19 protein-coding genes are annotated in these 18384 nt (G+C 67.9%); 9 read left to right on the plus strand and 10 right to left on the minus strand.

The window, feature by feature from the left end; translation table 11 throughout:
- Position 1: 1 nt before the first annotated feature.
- The 4 genes from QUV18_RS05420 to soxR form a co-directional block, all read right to left on the minus strand.
- A complete protein-coding gene (locus QUV18_RS05420; RefSeq protein ID WP_300892411.1) occupies positions 2–436 on the minus strand; it encodes a cytochrome c in 435 nt (144 codons plus the stop codon).
- 121 nt (positions 437–557) lie between these two features.
- Positions 558–2096 carry a trimethylamine methyltransferase family protein gene (locus QUV18_RS05425; RefSeq protein WP_300892412.1) on the minus strand — a complete coding sequence of 513 codons (1539 nt, stop codon included), beginning with the start codon at positions 2094–2096 and terminating at the stop codon, positions 558–560.
- A gap of 243 nt (positions 2097–2339) precedes the next feature.
- Positions 2340–3512 carry a pyridoxal phosphate-dependent aminotransferase gene (locus QUV18_RS05430; RefSeq protein WP_300892413.1) on the minus strand — a complete coding sequence of 391 codons (1173 nt, stop codon included), beginning with the start codon at positions 3510–3512 and terminating at the stop codon, positions 2340–2342.
- A 91-nt stretch (positions 3513–3603) separates the two neighbouring features.
- Entirely contained in the window at positions 3604–4074 is a 471-nt protein-coding gene (soxR, locus tag QUV18_RS05435) for a redox-sensitive transcriptional activator SoxR (RefSeq protein WP_300892414.1), read from the minus strand.
- Positions 4075–4156: 82 nt separating this feature from the next.
- Between soxR and QUV18_RS05440 the strand changes: the two genes are divergently transcribed.
- The 6 genes from QUV18_RS05440 to QUV18_RS05465 all read left to right on the plus strand — a co-directional run bounded on the left by QUV18_RS05440 (position 4157) and on the right by QUV18_RS05465 (position 9963).
- On the plus strand, positions 4157–4531 hold the full coding sequence (locus QUV18_RS05440; RefSeq protein ID WP_300892415.1) for a VOC family protein: 375 nt from the start codon (positions 4157–4159) through the stop codon (positions 4529–4531).
- Positions 4524–5465, plus strand: a complete 942-nt coding sequence (locus QUV18_RS05445) for a DMT family transporter (RefSeq protein WP_300892416.1) — start codon at positions 4524–4526, stop codon at positions 5463–5465. The genes QUV18_RS05440 and QUV18_RS05445 overlap by 8 nt, the downstream gene beginning before the upstream one ends.
- A 65-nt stretch (positions 5466–5530) precedes the next feature.
- A complete protein-coding gene (locus tag QUV18_RS05450) occupies positions 5531–5908 on the plus strand; it encodes a VOC family protein (RefSeq protein WP_300892417.1) in 378 nt (125 codons plus the stop codon).
- 174 nt (positions 5909–6082) lie between these two features.
- The gene (gene cysS / locus QUV18_RS05455; RefSeq protein ID WP_300892660.1) at positions 6083–7477 is read left to right on the plus strand and encodes a cysteine--tRNA ligase; all 1395 of its coding nucleotides are present in this window, start codon (positions 6083–6085) and stop codon (positions 7475–7477) included.
- Between the two features lie 100 nt (positions 7478–7577).
- Complete coding sequence (gene cimA, locus QUV18_RS05460) at positions 7578–9188, plus strand: citramalate synthase (protein ID WP_300892418.1); 1611 nt, start codon at positions 7578–7580, stop codon at positions 9186–9188.
- Positions 9181–9963, plus strand: coding sequence for a squalene/phytoene synthase family protein (locus QUV18_RS05465; protein WP_300892419.1), 783 nt, complete (start codon positions 9181–9183; stop codon positions 9961–9963). Before cimA ends, QUV18_RS05465 begins: the two co-directional genes overlap by 8 nt.
- 7 nt (positions 9964–9970) lie before the next feature.
- Here QUV18_RS05465 and QUV18_RS05470 read toward each other — a convergent pair whose 3' ends face one another.
- The 6 genes from QUV18_RS05470 to cobA all read right to left on the minus strand — a co-directional run bounded on the left by QUV18_RS05470 (position 9971) and on the right by cobA (position 15994).
- Complete coding sequence (locus tag QUV18_RS05470; RefSeq protein ID WP_300892420.1) at positions 9971–10780, minus strand: metallophosphoesterase family protein; 810 nt, start codon at positions 10778–10780, stop codon at positions 9971–9973.
- Positions 10777–11724: a diacylglycerol kinase family protein gene (locus QUV18_RS05475; RefSeq protein ID WP_300892421.1), complete on the minus strand. Its 948-nt coding sequence runs from the start codon at positions 11722–11724 to the stop codon at positions 10777–10779. The genes QUV18_RS05470 and QUV18_RS05475 overlap by 4 nt, the downstream gene beginning before the upstream one ends.
- Before the next feature lie 98 nt (positions 11725–11822).
- Positions 11823–12500: a hypothetical protein gene (locus tag QUV18_RS05480; protein WP_300892422.1), complete on the minus strand. Its 678-nt coding sequence runs from the start codon at positions 12498–12500 to the stop codon at positions 11823–11825.
- A gap of 1 nt (position 12501) precedes the next feature.
- On the minus strand, positions 12502–13719 hold the full coding sequence (locus QUV18_RS05485; protein ID WP_300892423.1) for an MFS transporter: 1218 nt from the start codon (positions 13717–13719) through the stop codon (positions 12502–12504).
- Positions 13720–13761: 42 nt separating this feature from the next.
- Complete coding sequence (locus tag QUV18_RS05490) at positions 13762–15042, minus strand: cobyrinate a,c-diamide synthase (protein ID WP_300892424.1); 1281 nt, start codon at positions 15040–15042, stop codon at positions 13762–13764.
- A 100-nt stretch (positions 15043–15142) separates the two neighbouring features.
- Positions 15143–15994, minus strand: a complete 852-nt coding sequence (gene cobA, locus QUV18_RS05495; protein WP_300892425.1) for a uroporphyrinogen-III C-methyltransferase — start codon at positions 15992–15994, stop codon at positions 15143–15145.
- Between the two features lie 198 nt (positions 15995–16192).
- Here cobA and QUV18_RS05500 point away from each other — a divergent pair, with 198 nt between their 5' ends.
- From QUV18_RS05500 to QUV18_RS05510, 3 genes are read left to right on the plus strand one after another with little or no spacing between them, the layout of a single operon-like run.
- Positions 16193–16921: a cobalt-precorrin-6A reductase gene (locus QUV18_RS05500; protein ID WP_300892662.1), complete on the plus strand. Its 729-nt coding sequence runs from the start codon at positions 16193–16195 to the stop codon at positions 16919–16921.
- Entirely contained in the window at positions 16903–17547 is a 645-nt protein-coding gene (locus QUV18_RS05505; protein WP_300892426.1) for a DNA-3-methyladenine glycosylase 2 family protein, read from the plus strand. The genes QUV18_RS05500 and QUV18_RS05505 overlap by 19 nt, the downstream gene beginning before the upstream one ends.
- Entirely contained in the window at positions 17544–18197 is a 654-nt protein-coding gene (locus QUV18_RS05510) for a dienelactone hydrolase family protein (protein ID WP_300892427.1), read from the plus strand. Before QUV18_RS05505 ends, QUV18_RS05510 begins: the two co-directional genes overlap by 4 nt.
- Positions 18198–18384: the final 187 nt, after the last annotated feature.

The raw sequence follows: 18384 nt of genomic DNA on the forward strand, positions 1-18384 counted from the left end.
CCTAGTTTATCCCGTTCTCGCGCTGCACGGCGCGGACATAGGCGACAATGTTCTCGATATCCGCGTTGGTCAGGCCCTCGACTGGTGGCATGTCGCCGAATTTCCAGTGATGCGCGCGGACACCCTGACGCGCGGCCATCAGGAAGGCGCCGTCGCCGTGGTGGCTGGGTTCGTAGATCTTGTGGATGAGCGGCGGGCCCTTGCCGACGAGGCCAGTGGCGTTTTCCCCGTGACAGGTGGCGCAGTTGTTCTCGAAGGCCGTTCTGCCAAGGGTTTGTTGCTCCGTGAATTCGGCGGGCAGCGTGACCTCGACCATCTGAACGCCATCGGAGGCCGGGCTTGCCGTCTCCGGGGAAGACTGATCGCTTTGCGTGAGCAGGTAGGTGCTGCCCGCGAGCAGGATCGCCGCGAGAAGCCAGAGGAGTCGGGAATTCATGTGTCGTATTCTTCCTTGCCAGTCAGGCCGGCGGGCGCCCGGTGGTGGCCGGACGCGCGCCGTGCCCGCCTGCTATGCGGGTTCCAGCAGGAGGAAGGTCAAGCGCGAATTCGTGCCGCTCTCACGCGGGCAGGTGGATGCGGAACCGGTCGCGGATGGCCTTGTCGGTCAGCGGATCGAACCGGGCGGCGGAGCTTTCCGAGAGGATCGCCTCCTTCCGCCGGATGGCGCTCTGGTTCAGGTCGGGCCTGTCCTTCTCGACCCATTCCTTGGGCGACATGCGTTCGCCCGTGGTCGGGTACACGTAGTCGGACTGCATCCGCGCGAGCGTCTGGCCCATGCCGAGATAATGGCCGGGCCCTTGCAGGCAGACCTCTCGGATCTGTTCGACGGCGAGCGTTTCGTCATCCACCTCGATGCCGCGCACGCAGCGCAGGGCGTGGCCGATGAGGTCGTCGCCGAGGATCAGCGACTCGTGGCAGAAGCCCAGGAGCGAGGCGTGCATGCCGGCGGCCTCGTAGACCATGTTGAGCCCCGAGAGCCCGGCCATGACGTTCGAGCACATGGCTTCCCAGCCGGCCTGCATGTCGGGCAGCTTGGCGTCGGTGATGCCGCCCACGGCGCCGCCGGGCAGGCCGTAGAACTTGTGCATCTGGGCGCAGCCGGCCGAGAGGAGCGCCTGTTCGCCCGAGCCGCCCGTCATCGCCCCGCTGCGCAGGTCGAGGCCGAAAGGCCAGGTGCCGAAGATCGCAGGCGCGCCGGGGCGCACGGCGTTGACGTAGACGAGCCCGGCGAGGCATTCGGCGACCGATTGCACGATGGCGCCCGCGATGGTTGACGGCGTCGTGGCACCGGCCATGCCGGCCGAGAGCAGCAGCACGGGCATGCCGCCCTCGATGCAGGCCTCCATCGTCTGGCAGGCCTCGGTGGCGAATTTCATCGGCGGGACGACGAAGCAGTTGGAGTTGCTGACGAAGGGGCGCGCGCGCCATTCCGCCTCGCCCCCGGCGATGAGGTGCAGCATGTCGAAGGCATCGGCCACGTGCGAGGGGTCGGAGAAGGACACGCCGATGTGTTTCGTGGTGCCCGAGCAGCAGGCGTAGATGGTGTTGAGGTCCATCTCGCGGTTGTCGGGGACGTCGCGGGCCACCATCGGGCGCTGCAGGAAGTGGATGTTGTCCAGCCGGTCGGTGATGCGGGCGGCGTCGTGCAGGTCCTGAAGGGTGCTGTCGCGGTAGTTGCGGCCCTCGACATCGACCATGCTGACCGCGGCGCCGGCGGTGCCGTAATGCACGCGGTTGCCGGAGAGTTCGAGATCGTGCCTGCCATCGCGGCTGTAGAGCATGATCTGCCGGTTGGCATTCGCCACCGTATCCTCGACCAGCGCGCGGGGGAAGCGGATGCGCCCGTCGGCCCCGTGAATGGCGCCGGCGCGGGTGAGGTGGTCGATCCCGCTTTGCGGGGCGTCGGCGAGGCCGATCTCCTCGAGCACCTGGAGGGCGGCGTTGTGGATTTTCAGGATATCCGCCTGTGACAGCACCTTGAGGGCGTCACATTCCATACCCGGGCGTACGGGGCGGACGGCGTCATCGAGCGGGGCGGCACGGCTGGCACGGCGAGCGGCGCGGCCACCGGTGCGGCGCGGGGGGTTGTCTTTCATGGTCTTGATCCTTGATCGTGAAGGTCGTGGAATGGGGTTTGGGGAAGTTCAGAACCTTCCCGGCCTTCCACGTGCGGCGCGCCCGCGCACGGCGCCTATCGTATAGATCACAAGGGCGATCTTGCAGCTTGGCGACATGGGCCAGCTCCTCCCGAAAGTGGGAGGAGAGGACCATGATTCCATGCCGCGGTCTGTCTCAATTGCGACTTGTGTCGCTTTCAGACCCTGAAGGGGCGATTAGGGTCAGGCTGCCAGTTCTGTGGCCAGCTCGATCAGCAGGCCGATGGCGCCGGCAAGCCGGTCGTCGTCGACGGTGAGGGCCACCCGGATATGGCCGGCCGCGGCCTTTCCGAAGCTTTCGCCGGGCATGACCCCGACAAGGTGCTCGGTGAGCAGGCGGTCGGCGAAGTCCTCGCCCGACAGGCCGGTGGCGCGCACGTCGAGCATGACGAACATGCCGCCATCGGCGGGGATGGCGCGGACGGCGTTCTGGCCTTCCAGCATGTCGATCACCAGGTCGCGGCGGCGGCGGAAGGGCTGGGATATGCCGGTCTCGAAAGCGTCGCCTTGGGAGAGCGCGAAGGTCGCGGCCTCCTGCACGAAGCCGGCGACGCCGTAGGTAGTGTGGGTCGAGAGGTTGCCGAGATGCTCGATCGCTTCTTCCGGGCCGATGATCCAGCCGATGCGGCTTCCGGTCATGGCGTGGCTTTTCGACATCGAGCCCACGACCAGCGTGCGCTCGGCCATGCCGGGAAGGGTGCGGGGGCTGACATGTTCGCCCTGCCAGATCATGGTGTCGTAGACCTCGTCGGAAATAAGCCAGAGGTCATGCTCCTGGCAGACGCCGGCGATGCCCTCCATCGTATCACGGGTGTAGATCACGCCGGTGGGGTTGTTGGGCGTGTTGATGAGCAGGGATTTCGCTTGCGGTGCCACGGCGGCGATTTCTGCCGGATCCGGCTGGAAGTTGCGCTCGGGCCGCGCGAAAACGGGTTGCGCCTTGGCGCCGACGCCGCGGATCGTGCCGGGGTAGGTGGCGTAATACGGGTCGATATAGAGCGCGGTGTCGCCCTCGTCGCAGGCGGCGTGATGGGCGGCGAAGAGGCCGGCCTGGCCGCCGGGCACGACAAGCACGTTGTCGGGCGTGGTGGGCACGCCGGTGCGGGCGGTGACGCGGGCCGCCACGGCCTCGCGCAGGTTGAGATTGCCGTTGAACATGGAATAGCCGACATGGCCGCCCACGGCGGCGGCATGCATGGCGTCGATGATCTTGCGGTCGGTGCCGATATCGTGCTCGCCGATGGTGAGCTGCACCACCGGCTGGCCGGCGGCCAGCATGTCCTTGGCGCGGTAATACACGTCCCACCCGTCCGAGCCGCCGGCGGTCAGCCCGGTGATCCTGCGCGACAGTTGCATGGCCTGCCTCCCATTGTCTGAAGTCCCGTTCGCGGCGCCAGATGGCCCGGCGGACAGGGGCAAGTCAAGCAGGTCGCCGGGAGGGGGCCTGTCAGATCTCGTCGGAGCGGTCGCCCATCACGTAGCGGGGACCCTGGCCGCGGGTGCGGGCCTTGTCTTTCGGGTTGTAGAGCGAGCAGGTCTTCAGCGACAGGCAGCCGCAGCCGATGCAGCCGTCGAGGCGGGCGCGCAGGGCCTGCATCTGTTCGATGCGGTCATCCAGCACCTTGCCGAAGCGGCGGGAGATGCGGGCCCAGTCGCCCTTGTTGGGGGTGCGGTTCTCGGGCAGGTCGGTGAGCGCCTCGCGGATCTCGGAGATGGTGAAGCCCAGCCCTTGCGAGATCATCACGAAGGAGAGCCGCCTGATGTCGGAGCGGTCGTAACGGCGGTGGCCGCTGTCGTTGCGGTCGGGGGTGACCAGCCCCTCGTCCTCGTAATAGCGGATGGCCGAGGGGGCGAGGCCCGTGCGGTCGGCGATATAGCCGATGGTCAGGCCGCGTTGTCGCAAGGCACTGGACGGCATGGAGATTTTCCCTATTGGCTTCAAGCTTACTTGAAGAATTACGTTGAATTCAGAACGGAATCAACACTGGAAGGAACGACCCATGCAGATCGAACACGTGAACATCACCGTCCCGGACCCCAAGGCGAGCGCCGCCAAGCTGTGCGAGCTTTTCGGCTGGCACATCCGCTGGCAGGGCGATGCCCTTAACGGAGGGTTTACGGTGCATGTCGGCGACGACGACAGCTATCTCGCGCTTTATGCCCCGAAACCGCCGCTGGAACCCATGGGCGTGACCTATGGCCGGGTGGGCGGCCTTAACCACGTCGGCGTGGTGGTCGACGACCTGCGCGGGACCGAGGCGAAGGTGAAGGCGGCCGGGTATAAGCCGCATAACCATGCAGATTATGAACCCGGCGAACGGTTCTATTTCGACGGGCCCGACGGGATAGAGTTCGAGGTCGTGCATTATGGCTGAGGCAGGGGGGAACGGGCGGGCCATCGGGCTGTTGCTTTATACCGGGGCGTTGCTGGGGGTGAACCTTCCCCTCGGCAAGCTGGCAGCGCAGGGGGGCGTGCCGCCGCTTCTGTGGGCGATGGTTGTCTCGGCCGGGGCGGCGGGGTTGATGATCCCGGCGCTGGTGGTGCGGAAACGGTTCACCGTGCCGCGGGGGCGGATGCTGCGCTACACGGTCATTTCCGGCCTGCTGAGCTTTGCGGCGATCAATGCGCTGCTGTACCTGCTGATCCCTCGCGTGGGGGCGGGGTATGCCGGGCTGATGTTCGCGCTGTCGCCCGTCGCCACCCTGGGGGTGACGGCCCTGGCGGGGCTGAAGACGCCGCCGCGGCTGGGTGTGATCGGCATCGGGTTCGGGCTGGCGGGCGCCGCGGTGGTGGCGCTGACGCGCAGCGGGAGCGGCGGGGCCGAGGGGCTGATCTGGCCGCTGGTGGCCTTTGCCCTGCCGGTGATCCTGGCACTGGGCAACGTCTACCGCACGATCGACTGGCCCGAGGGCCGGCATCCGGCGGCTCTGGCGGTGTGGAGCCACGTCTTCGCACTGATGGGGCTGGCCGGGTTGCAGGTGGCCACGACCGGTGAGCTGCCGCTCCATCACCTGCGCGAGGTGCCCGGGTTGGTGCTGGCGCAGGCGGTGGTGGCGGGGCTGACCTTCCCGGCCTATTTCGCCCTGCAGAGGGCCGGCGGGCCGGTGTTGCTGAGCCAGATCGGCTATGTCGCGGCGGCGGTGGGGCTGGCGACCGGGACGCTGTTCCTGGGCGAGGTCTATGCGCCGCTCACATGGGCCGGGGCGGCGGTGATCGCGGTGGGCATCGCGCTGACCATCCGGGCACAGGTGGCACCGCGTCGGGTGGTTGCCCCCGAGGCGACGGCCGCGAGTCGCTGCGCCGCCTGAGACAAGGCGCCGCCGTCCGATCCGGGCGGCGGCGTTTTACGTGGCAGGACGAGGAGGAGAGGCCCATGCAGGTCGAGACGTTCGGCATCATACTGAACACCGAGCATTACGCGGCCTGCGTGGGGTTCTACCGAGACGCGCTGGGCCTGAAGGTGATGTTCGAGAAGGCCACCGGGGAGGAGCGTCTGACCTGTTTCGACATGGGCGGGGCCTATTTGATGGTCGAGCCGGGCGGGCGGGCGTCGACGGGGGGCAAGCCTCCGGACGAGTGCCCCTCCAAGCTGCGGTTCAACGTGGCGGATGTGGAGGCGGCGGTGGCGGAGCTGGCCCGCCGGGGGGTGCAGGCGGAGGTTCGGCGCAGGCCCTTGGGTGTCACGGCGGAGTGCTTTGATCCCGATGGCAACCGTTGCGCGCTGCGCGGGGTGGCGGGGTTCGGTGAATGAGACGGCTTGACCGGGCCGGGGCACGCCCATATGGTCGCCGCCATGAAGATCGCAACCATCATCATGTGCTGCATTACCCGCTGACATAGTCAGGCGGGCCGGTCTTCTATTCCAAATTCGAAACCGAGTTGATAAGCCCGCCGCGGGGAACGCATGCCTGCGCAAGAGGGGCCTATGACCGAGATCACGCTCTACAACACGAAGTCGCGGAAGAAGGAGCGGTTCGCGCCGCTTAATCCGGAGAATGTGCGCATGTATGTCTGTGGGCCCACGGTCTATGACCGGGCGCACCTGGGCAATGCGCGGCCGGTGGTGGTGTTCGACGTGCTCTACCGGTTGCTGCGGCATGTCTACGGGGCAGAGCACGTGACCTATGTGCGCAACTTCACCGACGTGGATGACAAGATCAACGCGCGGGCGAAGGAGAACGTGGGCGAGGGCGGCGACGTGAATGCCGAGATCGGCCGGCTGACGGCGCAGACGACGCAGTGGTTCCTGGATGACATGGGGGCGCTGGGGGCGTTGGAGCCTGACCAGATGCCAAGGGCGACGCAGTTCATTCCGCAGATGGTGACGATGATCGGAGAGCTGATCGAGAAGGGTCACGCCTACGAGGCCGAGGGGCATGTGCTGTTCGCCGTCGATAGCTGGAAGGAGCGCTACGGCAACCTGTCGGGGCGGTCGGTGGACGACATGATCGCAGGCGCAAGGGTGGAAGTGGCGCCCTACAAGCGGAACCCGATGGATTTCGTGCTGTGGAAACCGTCGAGCGATGATTTGCCGGGGTGGGAAAGCCCTTGGGGCCGGGGCCGGCCGGGCTGGCATATCGAGTGCTCGGCCATGTCCCATGAATTGCTGGGGGACAGCTTCGACATCCACGGGGGCGGCAACGACCTGATGTTCCCGCACCACGAGAACGAGATCGCCCAGTCCTGCTGTGCCCATCCGGAGGGGGAGTTCGCCCGCGTCTGGATGCATAACGAGATGCTGCAGGTGGAAGGCAAGAAGATGTCCAAGTCGCTGGGCAATTTCTTTACCGTGCATGACCTGCTGGAGCAGGGCTATCCGGGGGAGGTGATCCGCTTCGTGTTCCTGAGCACGCATTATCGGAAGCCGATGGATTGGACGGAGGCGAAGGCGAAGGAAGCGGAAGCGACCTTGCGGAAGTGGTACAAGCAGGCGGATACGGCACTAGATAACGAAGAGGCCTACATTGGTGTCATAAATGCGCTTGCCGATGATCTGAACACGCCCAAGGCAATGAGCGAATTGCACCAGCTTTCCCACGCCGATGATGCACCGACGCTGCGTGCGAGCCTCAGGATGCTCGGGCTGATGGGGGAGAGCGCGCCGGATTGGACCGCTGCGCCACAGGTCGACCTTTCGGAGTGGGAAGCGCGGTTGAGCGAGGAGCGGACCGCTGCAATGGACAGCAAGGATTTTTCCGAGGTCGACAGGCTCAAGGCGGCGATAATCGACGCTGGTATAGAAGTGCGGATGAGCAAGGCAGGTGTGGAACTTGTGCCTGCCTCCAACTTCGACCCCGCCAAGCTGGAGGCCCTGAAATGAGCCGGTCAGCCCCCAATCGCCATCCCGTCCCGGGCTTGACCCGGGACCTCTGTGCCACCGCGAGGCCCCGGCTCGGGGGCCGGGGCGGGGAGGTGTGTCGATGACCCGCGAGCGTCTCTACCTCTACGACACCACGCTGCGGGACGGGCAGCAGACGCAGGGGGTGCAGTTCTCCACCCCCGAGAAGCAGGCCATTGCCGAAACGCTCGACAAGCTGGGGCTCGATTATATCGAGGGGGGCTGGCCCGGGGCCAACCCGACCGACAGCGCGTTTTTCGATGCCGCGCCGGAGACGCGGGCCACGATGACCGCCTTCGGCATGACCAAGCGGGCGGGCAGGAGTGCGGAGAATGACGACGTTCTCGCCGCGGTGCTGAACGCGGGGACGAAGGCGGTTTGTCTCGTCGGCAAGACCCATGATTTCCATGTCGAGACGGCGCTGGGCGTGACGCTGGCGGAGAATACCGAGAATATCGCCCGGTCGGTCGAGCATATCGTGAAGCAGGGCCGCGAGGCGCTGTTCGATGCGGAACATTTCTTCGACGGGTACAAGGCGAACCCGGACTATGCGCTGGAGGCGCTGAAGGCGGCGTTCGAGGCGGGCGCGCGGTGGATCGTGCTGTGCGACACCAATGGCGGCACGTTGCCCACGGAGATTTTCACCATCACCAGCGCGGTGATCGCCGCCGGGATTCCCGGCGAGCGGCTGGGCATTCACACCCATAACGACACCGAGAACGCGGTGGCGGGCAGCCTGGCCGCCGTCGATGCCGGGGCGCGGCAGATTCAAGGGACGCTCAACGGGCTGGGGGAGCGGTGCGGGAATGCCAACCTGACTTCGCTTATTCCCACGCTGCTTTTGAAGCAGCCCTATGCCTCGCTTTACGAGACGGGGATTACCCACGAGGCGCTGACGACGCTGACCATGGCGAGCCGGCAGCTGGACGAGATCCTCAACCGGGTGCCGATGAAGCAGTCGGCCTACGTGGGGGCCTCGGCCTTTGCGCACAAGGCGGGGCTGCATGCCTCGGCCATCCTGAAGGATCCCACGACCTACGAGCATATCGACCCGGCGGCGGTGGGCAATGCCCGTGTCATCCCGATGTCGAACCAGGCCGGGCAGTCGAACCTGCGCCGCAGGCTGGCCGAGGCGGGGCTGGAGGTGGAGCCGGGTGACCCGGCGCTGGCGCGCATCCTCGACGAGATCAAGGAGCGGGAGGATCGCGGGTACACCTATGACAGCGCGCAGGCGAGTTTCGAGCTGCTGGCGCGGCGGGAGTTGGGGCGGCTGCCCGAGTTCTTCGAGGTGAAGCGCTACAAGGTCACGGTGGAGCGGCGGAAGAACAAGTATGACCAGATGGTCTCGCTCTCCGAGGCGGTGGTGGTGGTGAAGATCGACGGGGAGAAGACGCTGTCGGTCTCTGAATCGATGGACGAGCTGGGCTCGGATCGTGGGCCGGTGAACGCGCTTGCCAAGGCGCTGGCCAAGGACCTGGGCAAGTACCAGTCGGCGATCGACGACATGCGGCTGGTGGACTTCAAGGTGCGGATCACGCAAGGGGGCACCGAGGCCGTGACGCGGGTGATCATCGACAGCGAGGACGGCACGGGCCGGCGCTGGTCGACCGTGGGGGTGAGCCCGAACATAGTGGATGCCTCTTTCGAGGCGCTGCTGGACGCGATCGCGTGGAAACTGCTGCGCGATGCATGAGGACGTCATCGCCTGTGCCGACCTGGTGCGCCGGGGTGATCCGGACCGTTTCCGGGCGGTGATGGCCGCGCCGGTGGCGGCGCGGGAGAGGCTTTTTCCGGTCTATGCCTTCAATCTCGAGGTGTCGCGCGCGCCGTGGGTGACGGAGGAGCCGATGGTCGCCGAGATGCGCCTTCAGTGGTGGCGCGATGCGCTGGGCGAGATCAGGGAAGGCGGGCCGGTCCGGCGGCACGAGGTGGCGACCCCGCTGAGCGGGGTGGTGGACGCCGAGGGGGCCGAGCTGCTCGACCAGTTGGTCGCGGCGCGGCGGTGGGATGTCTACCGCGAGCCCTTCGAGGACATGGCGCATTTCCGGGAGTATATCGGCAAGACGTCGTCGAACCTGCTGCTGGCGGCGGCGCGGTCGCTGGCGGATGTGCCGGAGGACACAGTGCAGGACACGGTGCGCGAGGCGGGCTATGCGCTGGGGCTGGCCAACTGGCTGCGGGCGGTGCCGGCGCTGGAAAAGGCGGGGCGGATCCCGCTGGTGGAGGGCACGCACCAGGCGATCAGGGCGCTGGCGGAGGAAGGGCTCGACCACCTGGCGAGCGCGCGGGCGGCGCGGCGGACCGTGCCCGGGCCCGCCCGGCCGGCGATGCTGGTGGTTTGGGAGGCGGGGCCGGTGCTGAAGGCGGCGAGGGACAGGCCCGGGCGGGTTGGCGACGGCACGCTCGATACGGCGCCCTTCCGCAGCCGACTGACGCTGATGGCGCGGGCGGCGACGGGGCTTTGGTAACGGCCGGTCAGCCCTCCTTGTGGCTGGTCCAGCCTTGCGGGCGAATCACGAAGCGGCGGGTCTGAGCCATGGCGAAGCGGTCGTCGCCCTCGGCGGTGGCGTAGCGGGTGACGTCGATCAGCCCGTCCTCGATTTCCAGCAGGTTGAAATCATTGTCCTGACCGCGCAGCCGGGTCGAGAGGCCGGTGCCGGCATGGACCTGCAGTACCGCGTTGCGCCCCGGTTTCTCGGCAAAGGGGTCGGCGCGCCAGCTGTGCAGGTGGCCCGAGAGGACGACATCGGCGTTGAGGCGGGCCAGTTCCTCCATCGCCGCGTCGGCGCCGCGCATGCGCTTCTTCTTCTCGCCCGGCAGGTGTTCGAGCGGGTGATGCGCCACGACGATGCGGGTGCGGCGGCCGCGGGTGTTGCCGAAGGCGTTGCGGACGCGGTCGAGGGCGTGGGGCGTGAACCAGCCGCTCTGATGCGCCATCGGGTTGACGGTGTTGACGCCCAGCACGATCATCTCGCCATCGTGGAACTCGGGCTCGAGATCGGGGGAGATCCACTTGCGGTATTGCCGCCAGGGCCAGAGCAGGCGCAGGAACAGGTTGTGCAGGGGCACGTCGTGATTGCCCGGCACCGCCAGCACGGGCGCCTCGAGCCGGTCGATGAAGTCGCGCGCGGCGCGGAACTGGGCGGGGCGGGCGCGCTGGGTCAGGTCGCCGGAGATTGCCGCGAGGTCGGGCGACAGGTCGTTCACCGCCTCGACAAGCGGGTCGAGCAGTTCGGGGCGGTCGCGCCCGAAATGCAGGTCGGACAGGTGAGCGATGCGCCTCACCGGGTGTCGCTCTGCCGGGCCAGGGGGGCCACGACCTTCAGCTCGTTCTCGATGACCTGCAGGTCATAGGGGGCCTTCATCCGGTCGCGTTCGCCGTCGCAGGCGATGTCGTGCTTGCGCTCGTTGTTGATGATCCGGATGCGGTCGGCGGCGATGAAGTCGAACTCCTTCTCGCGCTCGGCGAGGCCAAGGGCCAGCATCAGCGCGTTGCGGAGCATGCCCCAGCGGTTGGTGTCGGGCGCGATGAACAGGGCGAGACGGCCCTCGGCGATGTCCTTCTGGCCCTGCAGGCCGATCTGGTTGAGCTGGAAGGCGTTGTTGACCGCGAAGATCAGGGGCGTGCGGCGGTCGAGCACGTGGTCGCCCGCCTCGATGCGCACGCGGAGGGGGCGGCGCAGCGTCACGAGCGTCAGCAGGACGGACCAGTAGGCGGCGATGCGGCGGCGGCCCCAGCGGCGGTAGACATCCTCGCGCGTCTTGAGGATGGCCGGGTAAGCGCCGAGGCTGGCGTTGTTGAGGAAGACGCGGTCGTTGATCCGGGCGATGCGGACGGGCCGGGCCGCGCCGTCGCAGAGCAGGTCGATGGCGGCGGGGATTTCCGTGGGAATGTCGAGCGACCGGGCGAAGTAGTTGAACGTGCCCAGCGGCAGGATGCCCATTGTGACCCCGGAGCCGCGGAGCACGCTGGCGACACCCGAAACGGTGCCGTCACCGCCGGCGGCAACGATCATGTCGAAGCCGTCCTCGACGGCCTTGCGCGTGGCGGGCAGAAGCTCGGACCCGCTGTCCAGGATGCGCAGTTCGGCGTTGGGGGCCCGATTGCTTAACGACGTGCGAATCTGCGCCGGTATATCCTGGGTATCCCGCCGGCCCGATTTGCCGTTCATGATGACGCAAATCCGCCCCAGCTCGGTCGGCGTAGGCTCGATTGATTGCATTTTCATTCTGTCCCCGCGCGTTGCGCACACGTTACGGGGCCAAAACGCGGTGGAGGCGCGCGAGTTCCCGGACTTCACGAAAAGCTGATGCCCGATCGGGGCGGTCAGCGGACGCGCTTGCGGGAGGCCAGCGCCTTGCGGAGCCAGCTTGCGGGGCGCCTGGAGAGATAGGGGAAGGCGTCGTCGGGCGCGATGGCCTTGCGGTGCAGGAATTCTGCGAGCGCGACCGCGCGCGAGGCCTGTGACATGTACCCCGCCCAACCGGCCTGTTCGGCCGCTTCCAGCTGGATCACGCCATACCCCGCGATGATGGCATGCAGGTCGGTTGCCAGCTCGTGGGCGGGTGCGCCGCCCGGCAGGTCGTCGACCACCGGAGCCAACCTTGCGTGGATAAGCTCATGTGCGAGGGTGTTGATGAACATGACCGGTCGACGCATCAGCTTGGGGTTGTAGGTGATCAGCGGTGTCTCGGCGTCATCCCAGTATTGACCGGCGGTGTCGCTCATCCGGGTGTAGTCGTGCAGCAACTCGTCGGGCAGGTCGGGCAGCGGCTCCAGCGCGACGGGCTGCGTGGTTCCGAGCTGGCGTTTCATGTCCTCGAACACCAGCAGCGCGGTTTCGTGGTCATGCCCGCCCGGGGCGTGAAAGTACTCTCTCGTCGGACGAATGAGCTCGGCCATGGCCCACCAGGCGGGCCGCTCGCTTTCGACCCAGTCGAAATTGTCGATGATCCAGTCGTTCAGGTCCTCGCTGATCAGGGGCGTCTTCCCGAACAGGCGCATCTTAGGCCTCTTTCGGTCGCAGCATCAGCCAGATCAGGGCGCCGCCCGCCAGGGTGAGGCAGGGGATCATCGCGAGGTTGACCGAGGCCCAGCCGGCCTCGGGCGTGCCGCCGGAGCAGTTCATCAGCCCGCCGGAGGACAGCGAGGCCAGCGTCACGCCGCCGAAGACGATCAGGTCGTTGAGGCCCTGCATACGCCCGCGTTCATGGGGTTCATGCGAGGCGGCGAGCATGGTCGTCGCGCCGATGAAGCCGAAATTCCAGCCGAGCCCGAGGAGGATGAGGGCCACGAAGAAGTTCTCGAGCGCGACGCCCTGCAGCGCCACGGCGCCCGCCCCGGCCAGGATCAGCAGGCCCAGGCCCATGATCCTTTCCGCCCCGAACCGCGCGATCAGGTGGCCGGTGAAGAAGGACGGCGCGAACATCGCCAGCACGTGGCCGGTGACGACATCGGCGGCGTTGCCGGTCTCGAACCCACAGCCCACCACGGCGAGCGGCGTCGAGGTCATCACCAGGTTCATCAGCGCGTAGGAGACGGTGGCGCAGATCACCGCGACGGCGATGCGCGGCGTGGTCAGCAGCTCGATCCGCGATCGGCCGCGGGGGGCGTCGTCGCCCGGCACGGGGGGCTTCGGGATGTCGAGGAAGAGGAACAGCAGCACGCCCACGAGGTTGACGCCGATCACCGCGAGGTAGGTGCCGAGGAAGGGGATCACCATCGACTCGGCCGTCAGCTTCACCAGTTGCGGGCCGATGACCGCGCTGAGCAGCCCGCCGGCCAGCACGTAGGAAATGGCGCGCGGGCGGAAGGCGTCGCTGGCCGTGTCGGCGGCGGCGAAGCGGTAGAAGCCCTGTGCCGACATGTAGATGCCGGTGAAGAGGCTTCCCAGCAGGTAGACCGGGAAAGAGCCGAGATAGAGCCCGTAGGCGCCGATGGCCGCGCCGGTCGCCCCGCCGGCCGTGCCGATCACGAAGCCTGCCCGCCGGCCCCAGCGCTGCATCGCCCAGCTGAGCGGCGTGGCCGAGAGCATGGAGCCCAGCACGATAAGCGAGATGGGCAGGGTGGCAAAGCAGATATTGCTGGCCAGCGACTGCCCGGCGAGGCCGCCGACCACGAATATCATCGGCATCTGCGAGCCCAGCACCGCCTGTGCCAGCACCAGGACGGCGACGTTGCGCTTGGCGCGGGTATCGGAGTGGGGAAGGACAGCGTCGGTCATGCCGTTCTGCTAGCCCCGTTCCCGGCGGGCTGCAAGTGGGCGTCAGCGCACAGTCGGACCTGCGTCGATCAAGTGGGCGAAGCTGCCCGAGACCCGGCCCCGGCGCAGGCCCATGTCGGGCAGGGCCGTGCCCTCGGCATCGGTGGCGCGGAAGAGCGGGTCGCCGGTTTCGCGCAAGGTCGTGGCATAGTGGAATTCGTGGCCGGCGAGCGGGCCGGTGAAGGGGCCGCCGAGGGGGCTGAGGTGGCGGTAGCCGAGGTGAAGGCGGCGGTGCTCGAAGGAGGTTTCCACACCCAGCAGCCCGGCCATGGCGTGGCGTGTGCCATCGGCATCGACCAGCCCGTCGCCCAGCACCATGTAGCCGCCGCATTCTCCATAGATGTCGGTGGTTTGCGCCGCGTTTCGCAGGCTTTGCAGGAAGCGGGTGGCCGAGGCGATCCGGCCCGCGTGCAGCTCGGGGTAGCCGCCGGGCAGGAAGACGAAGCCGGCCTTGGGAACCGGATCGTCGACGAGGGGGGAAAAGACCCGGAGTTCGGCGCCCTTGGCGCGCCAGTCGGCCAGCATGTGGGGATAGGCGAAGGCGAAGGCCTCGTCCTGCGCCACGGCGATGACCTGTGCGGGGGGGGCGAGGGTGGGGGGCTGTGCGGCCTCGGGCAATGGGGCGGCGATGTCGAGCAGCGTGGCGCGGTCGAGCGTGGGTGCCAGCGCGTCGGCCGCGCGGTCGAGGAAGACGTCGAGATCGGGGCGTTCGCCGGCCTGCACGAGCCCGAGATGGCGGGAGGGCTGGGTGAGCGTGCCGTCGCGTCCCAGGGCCGCCAGCACCGGCAGGCCGAGGGGGGCCAGCGCGCGGCGCAGCATCGCCTCGTGCCGGGCGCTGCCGACGCGGTTGAGGATGACGCCGGCCACCTGCACGGCCGGGTCGAACCGGGCGAACCCGGCCACCAGCGGCGCCACGGAGCCCGCCATGCGGCCCGCATCGACCACCAGCACCACCGGCAGGTGGAGTTGCCTTGCAAGGTCGGCCACCGCGCCGCGCCCGTCGGGGGGTGCGCCGTCGAAGAGGCCCATCGCCCCCTCGATCAGCAGGAGCCCGTCGCCCGCCGCCAGCCCCTTCAGGCGGTCCGGCGCCATTGCCCAGGCATCGAGGTTCAGGCAGGGCTGGCCGCAGGCGGCCTCGTGGAACTTCGGGTCGATGTAGTCCGGGCCCGATTTCGCCCCGCGCACCGCCACCCCCTCACGCGCCAGGAGCCGCAGCAGGGCCAGCGTGACAGTGGTCTTGCCCGCGCCCGAGGACGGCGCCGCGAGGATCAGGCTCTTTTGCACGTCAGCCCCTTCATCTTGCCGAAAATATTCCGGGGGAGGCGTTGAAATTCCAAGGGAATTTCAACGTTGGGGGCAGTGCCCCCTGACCGCTGTCCGCCCTTCAAGACGCCTCGGCGGGGCGTCCGCGGCCCAGCGGGTCGAGGTTGCGCGGACGCTCGCCCGCCAGCATGCCCTGCCAGTCAAGCACCTGCCGCATCAGCACCGAGCGGCCGACGCAGAGGATGGCGGGCGGCTCCAGCGTGCTGGCGGCGATGTCCCTGGCCATGCCGCCCAGCGTGGTTTCCAGCACCTTCTGGTCGCCGGTGGTGGCGGCGCAGACCACGGCGCAGGGTTCGCTGGCCGGGCGGCCGGCATCCATCAGCGCGCCGGTGATCTGTTCGACATGCTTCATGCCCATGTAGATCACGATCACCTGGCTGCCCTCGGCGATGGCTTTCCAGTTGAGCGAGGAGGGGGTCATGCCGGACTGGTCATGGCCGGTGACGAAGGTCACCGACTGGTTCACGTCGCGGTGGGTGACGGGGATGCCGGCATAGGCCAGGCCGCCGATCCCGGCGCTGATGCCGGGGATGATGCGGATGGGCACGCCATGCTGCACAAGGGTTTGCGCCTCTTCCCCGCCGCGGCCGAAGACGAACGGGTCACCGCCCTTAAGCCGGAGGACGCGCTTGCCTTCGGAGGCGAGGTCGACCAGCCGGAGGGAGATGTCGCGCTGGACCGCCGAGGGTTTGCCGCCGCGTTTGCCGGCGTAGATATGCTCGGCCTGCGGGGCCCAGTCGAGGATGCGGGGCTCGACCAGCGCGTCGTAGATCACCACGTCGGCCTGCCGCAGGGCGTTGACCGCGTGCAGTGTCAGGAGCCCCGGGTCGCCGGGGCCGGCGCCGCAGAGCCAGACCCAGCCGGGTTCGAGCGTGGGCCAGGGGCCGCCGGGAAGGGGGAGCGAGTCGGTCATGGTCCTTGTATGCCCCGAGTTGGGCCGTCGGGAAAGGGTGGGAGCGACCTGTGGCGGGGTCGTAGGCGACATGCGAATTGCCGATTGGCCTCGATTTGCCGCTTGCCTATAGTCCGGCCCGAGATGGGCGGACGAGATGAGAATTCCCTGCGCGGTTCGACCGCCGGAGGCGCCGCCGCCGGGGCGGCGGGCCGGGGTATGAAGCTGTTGCTGCTGGCCGGCACCGGGGAGGCGCAGGCAGTGGCCAGGGCGCTCGCGGAAAAGGGCATTCCGGCCGTGGCATCGCTGGCCGGGGCGACGAGGGCGCCGAAGCCCACGGGTTTGCCGACGCGGATCGGCGGGTTCGGCGGGGACGAGGGGTTCGCGCGGTATCTCGAGGCCGAGGGGATCACCGCCGTGGTGGATGCGACGCATCCCTACGCGCATCGGATATCGATCCGGACCGCGAAGGTTTGCAAAGAAAAATCAATACCTTACGTTCAAATCCTCAGGCGGGGATGGGTGCCGGAGGCGGGCGATCTCTGGACGGAGGTTGCCTGCGAGGAGGATGTCGCGGCGCTGGTGCCCGAAGGGGCGGTGGTGTTCCTGGCGACGGGGCGGCAGACGCTGGACAGGTTTTCCAACTTGGGCCATGCGGAGTTGATCTGTCGCCAGATCGACCCGCCGGACCGGCCATTTCCATTCGTTAACGGAAGGTTCCTGGTGGGGCGTCCGCCGTTCTCGGTGGAGGAGGAGCGGGAATTGTTTCAAAGGCTCGGTGTCGACTGGCTGGTTGTCAAGAATGCGGGCGGGGCGGCGGCGATGGCGAAGCTGGTGGCGGCGCGGGAGTTGGGGGTGCGGGTGGCGATGATCGTACGGCCGCCGCAGCCCGATGCGCTTAAGGTGGCGAGCGTTGCGGAGGCGCTGGCATGGGTGGACGGGCTGTGACCGGGCGGATCATCGAGACACTGGCGGACGTCGAGGAGGGGGCGGATTACCTCGAACGTGTCTGCCCGCGGTTGGCGGAGGCGCGGCGGTTGACCGGGCCGCTGCCGCTGCGGCGCAAGCCGGAGGGGTTTGCCGAGCTGCTGAGCGCCATCGTCAGCCAGCAGGTGAGCACTGCCTCGGCCGCGGCCATCTGGGGGCGGATGAAGGCGGCCGGGCTGACCGGGCCGCGCAAGATCATGTGGGCGAGCGACGACGATTTGCGGGCGGTCGGGTTGAGCCGGCAGAAGATCCGCTATGCAAGGGCGCTGGCGGAGGCGCGGATCGATTTCAAAGGGTTGCGGGAGAGGCCCGATGCGGAGGTCGTGGCCAGGCTGACGGAGGTGCCGGGGATCGGCGTGTGGACCGCGGAGATCTACGCGATGTTCAGCCTTGGCCGGGCGGACGTGTTCGCGCCGGGAGACCTTGCCCTGCAGGAGGCGGCGCGGGTGCTGTACGCGTTGCCGCAGCGGCCGAGGGACCGGGAATTCAGGGCGATGGCCGAGGCGTGGCGGCCGTGGAGATCGGTTGCGGCGCGGCTTTTGTGGGCCTACTACCGTGTGGACAAACAGAGGGAAGGGATCAGATGACGCGCGTATTGAAGGCGGGCCGCATGGAGCCGCAATCCGGTGAGACACGGTCGATCGTGGTGTTCCTGCACGGCTATGGCGCGAACGGCGCCGACCTGCTGGTGCTGGGCGAGCATCTGCCCGATACGCTGTTCGTGGCGCCGGATGCGCCGGAAGTGATCCCGATGATGCCGACGGGGCTGCAATGGTTCCCGATCCCGTGGATCGACGGCTCGTCCGAGGAGGAGGCCGAGCGCGGGCTGATGGCGGCGGCGGAGGACCTGAACGCCTTTCTCGATGCGCTGATGGTGGACGAGGATGTTCTGCCGGAACAGGTGGTCCTGTTCGGGTTTTCGCAAGGCACGATGATGGCGCTGCACGTGGCGCCGCGGCGCGAGGATGCGGTCGCCGGTGTCGTGGCCTTCTCGGGGCGGCTGTTGTCGCCGGACCTGCTGAAGGATGACGCGGTGAGCCGGCCGCCGGTGCTTCTGGTGCATGGGGACCAGGACGACGTGGTGCCGCCCCAATCGCTGCCGGAAGCGGCGGAGGCGCTTCAGGCGGCGGGGTGGAAGGATGTTTACGCCCACGTGATGAAGGGCACCGCGCACGGGATCGCGCCCGACGGGCTTTCGGTGGCGCTGGCTTTCATGCGGGACAAGCTGGGTCTTTAAGGGCCGGTTAATTCCGGGGCTTCGGATCGGTTCACGGGCTGCCAGCGTTAGCATGCGTAAATGGCTGGATTTGCTGGAATTCCGACGTCGGTATTACGTCGGTATCTTGTCGGTATCGCGTCAGTGCGGGCGCCATCGCCCGGAAAGGTTACGCAGGCCGAACTCGGGGGAATGCCCGGAAAACCGG

It is taken from the genome of Roseovarius sp. (assembly GCF_030373445.1).
Lineage (GTDB): Bacteria > Pseudomonadota > Alphaproteobacteria > Rhodobacterales > Rhodobacteraceae > Roseovarius.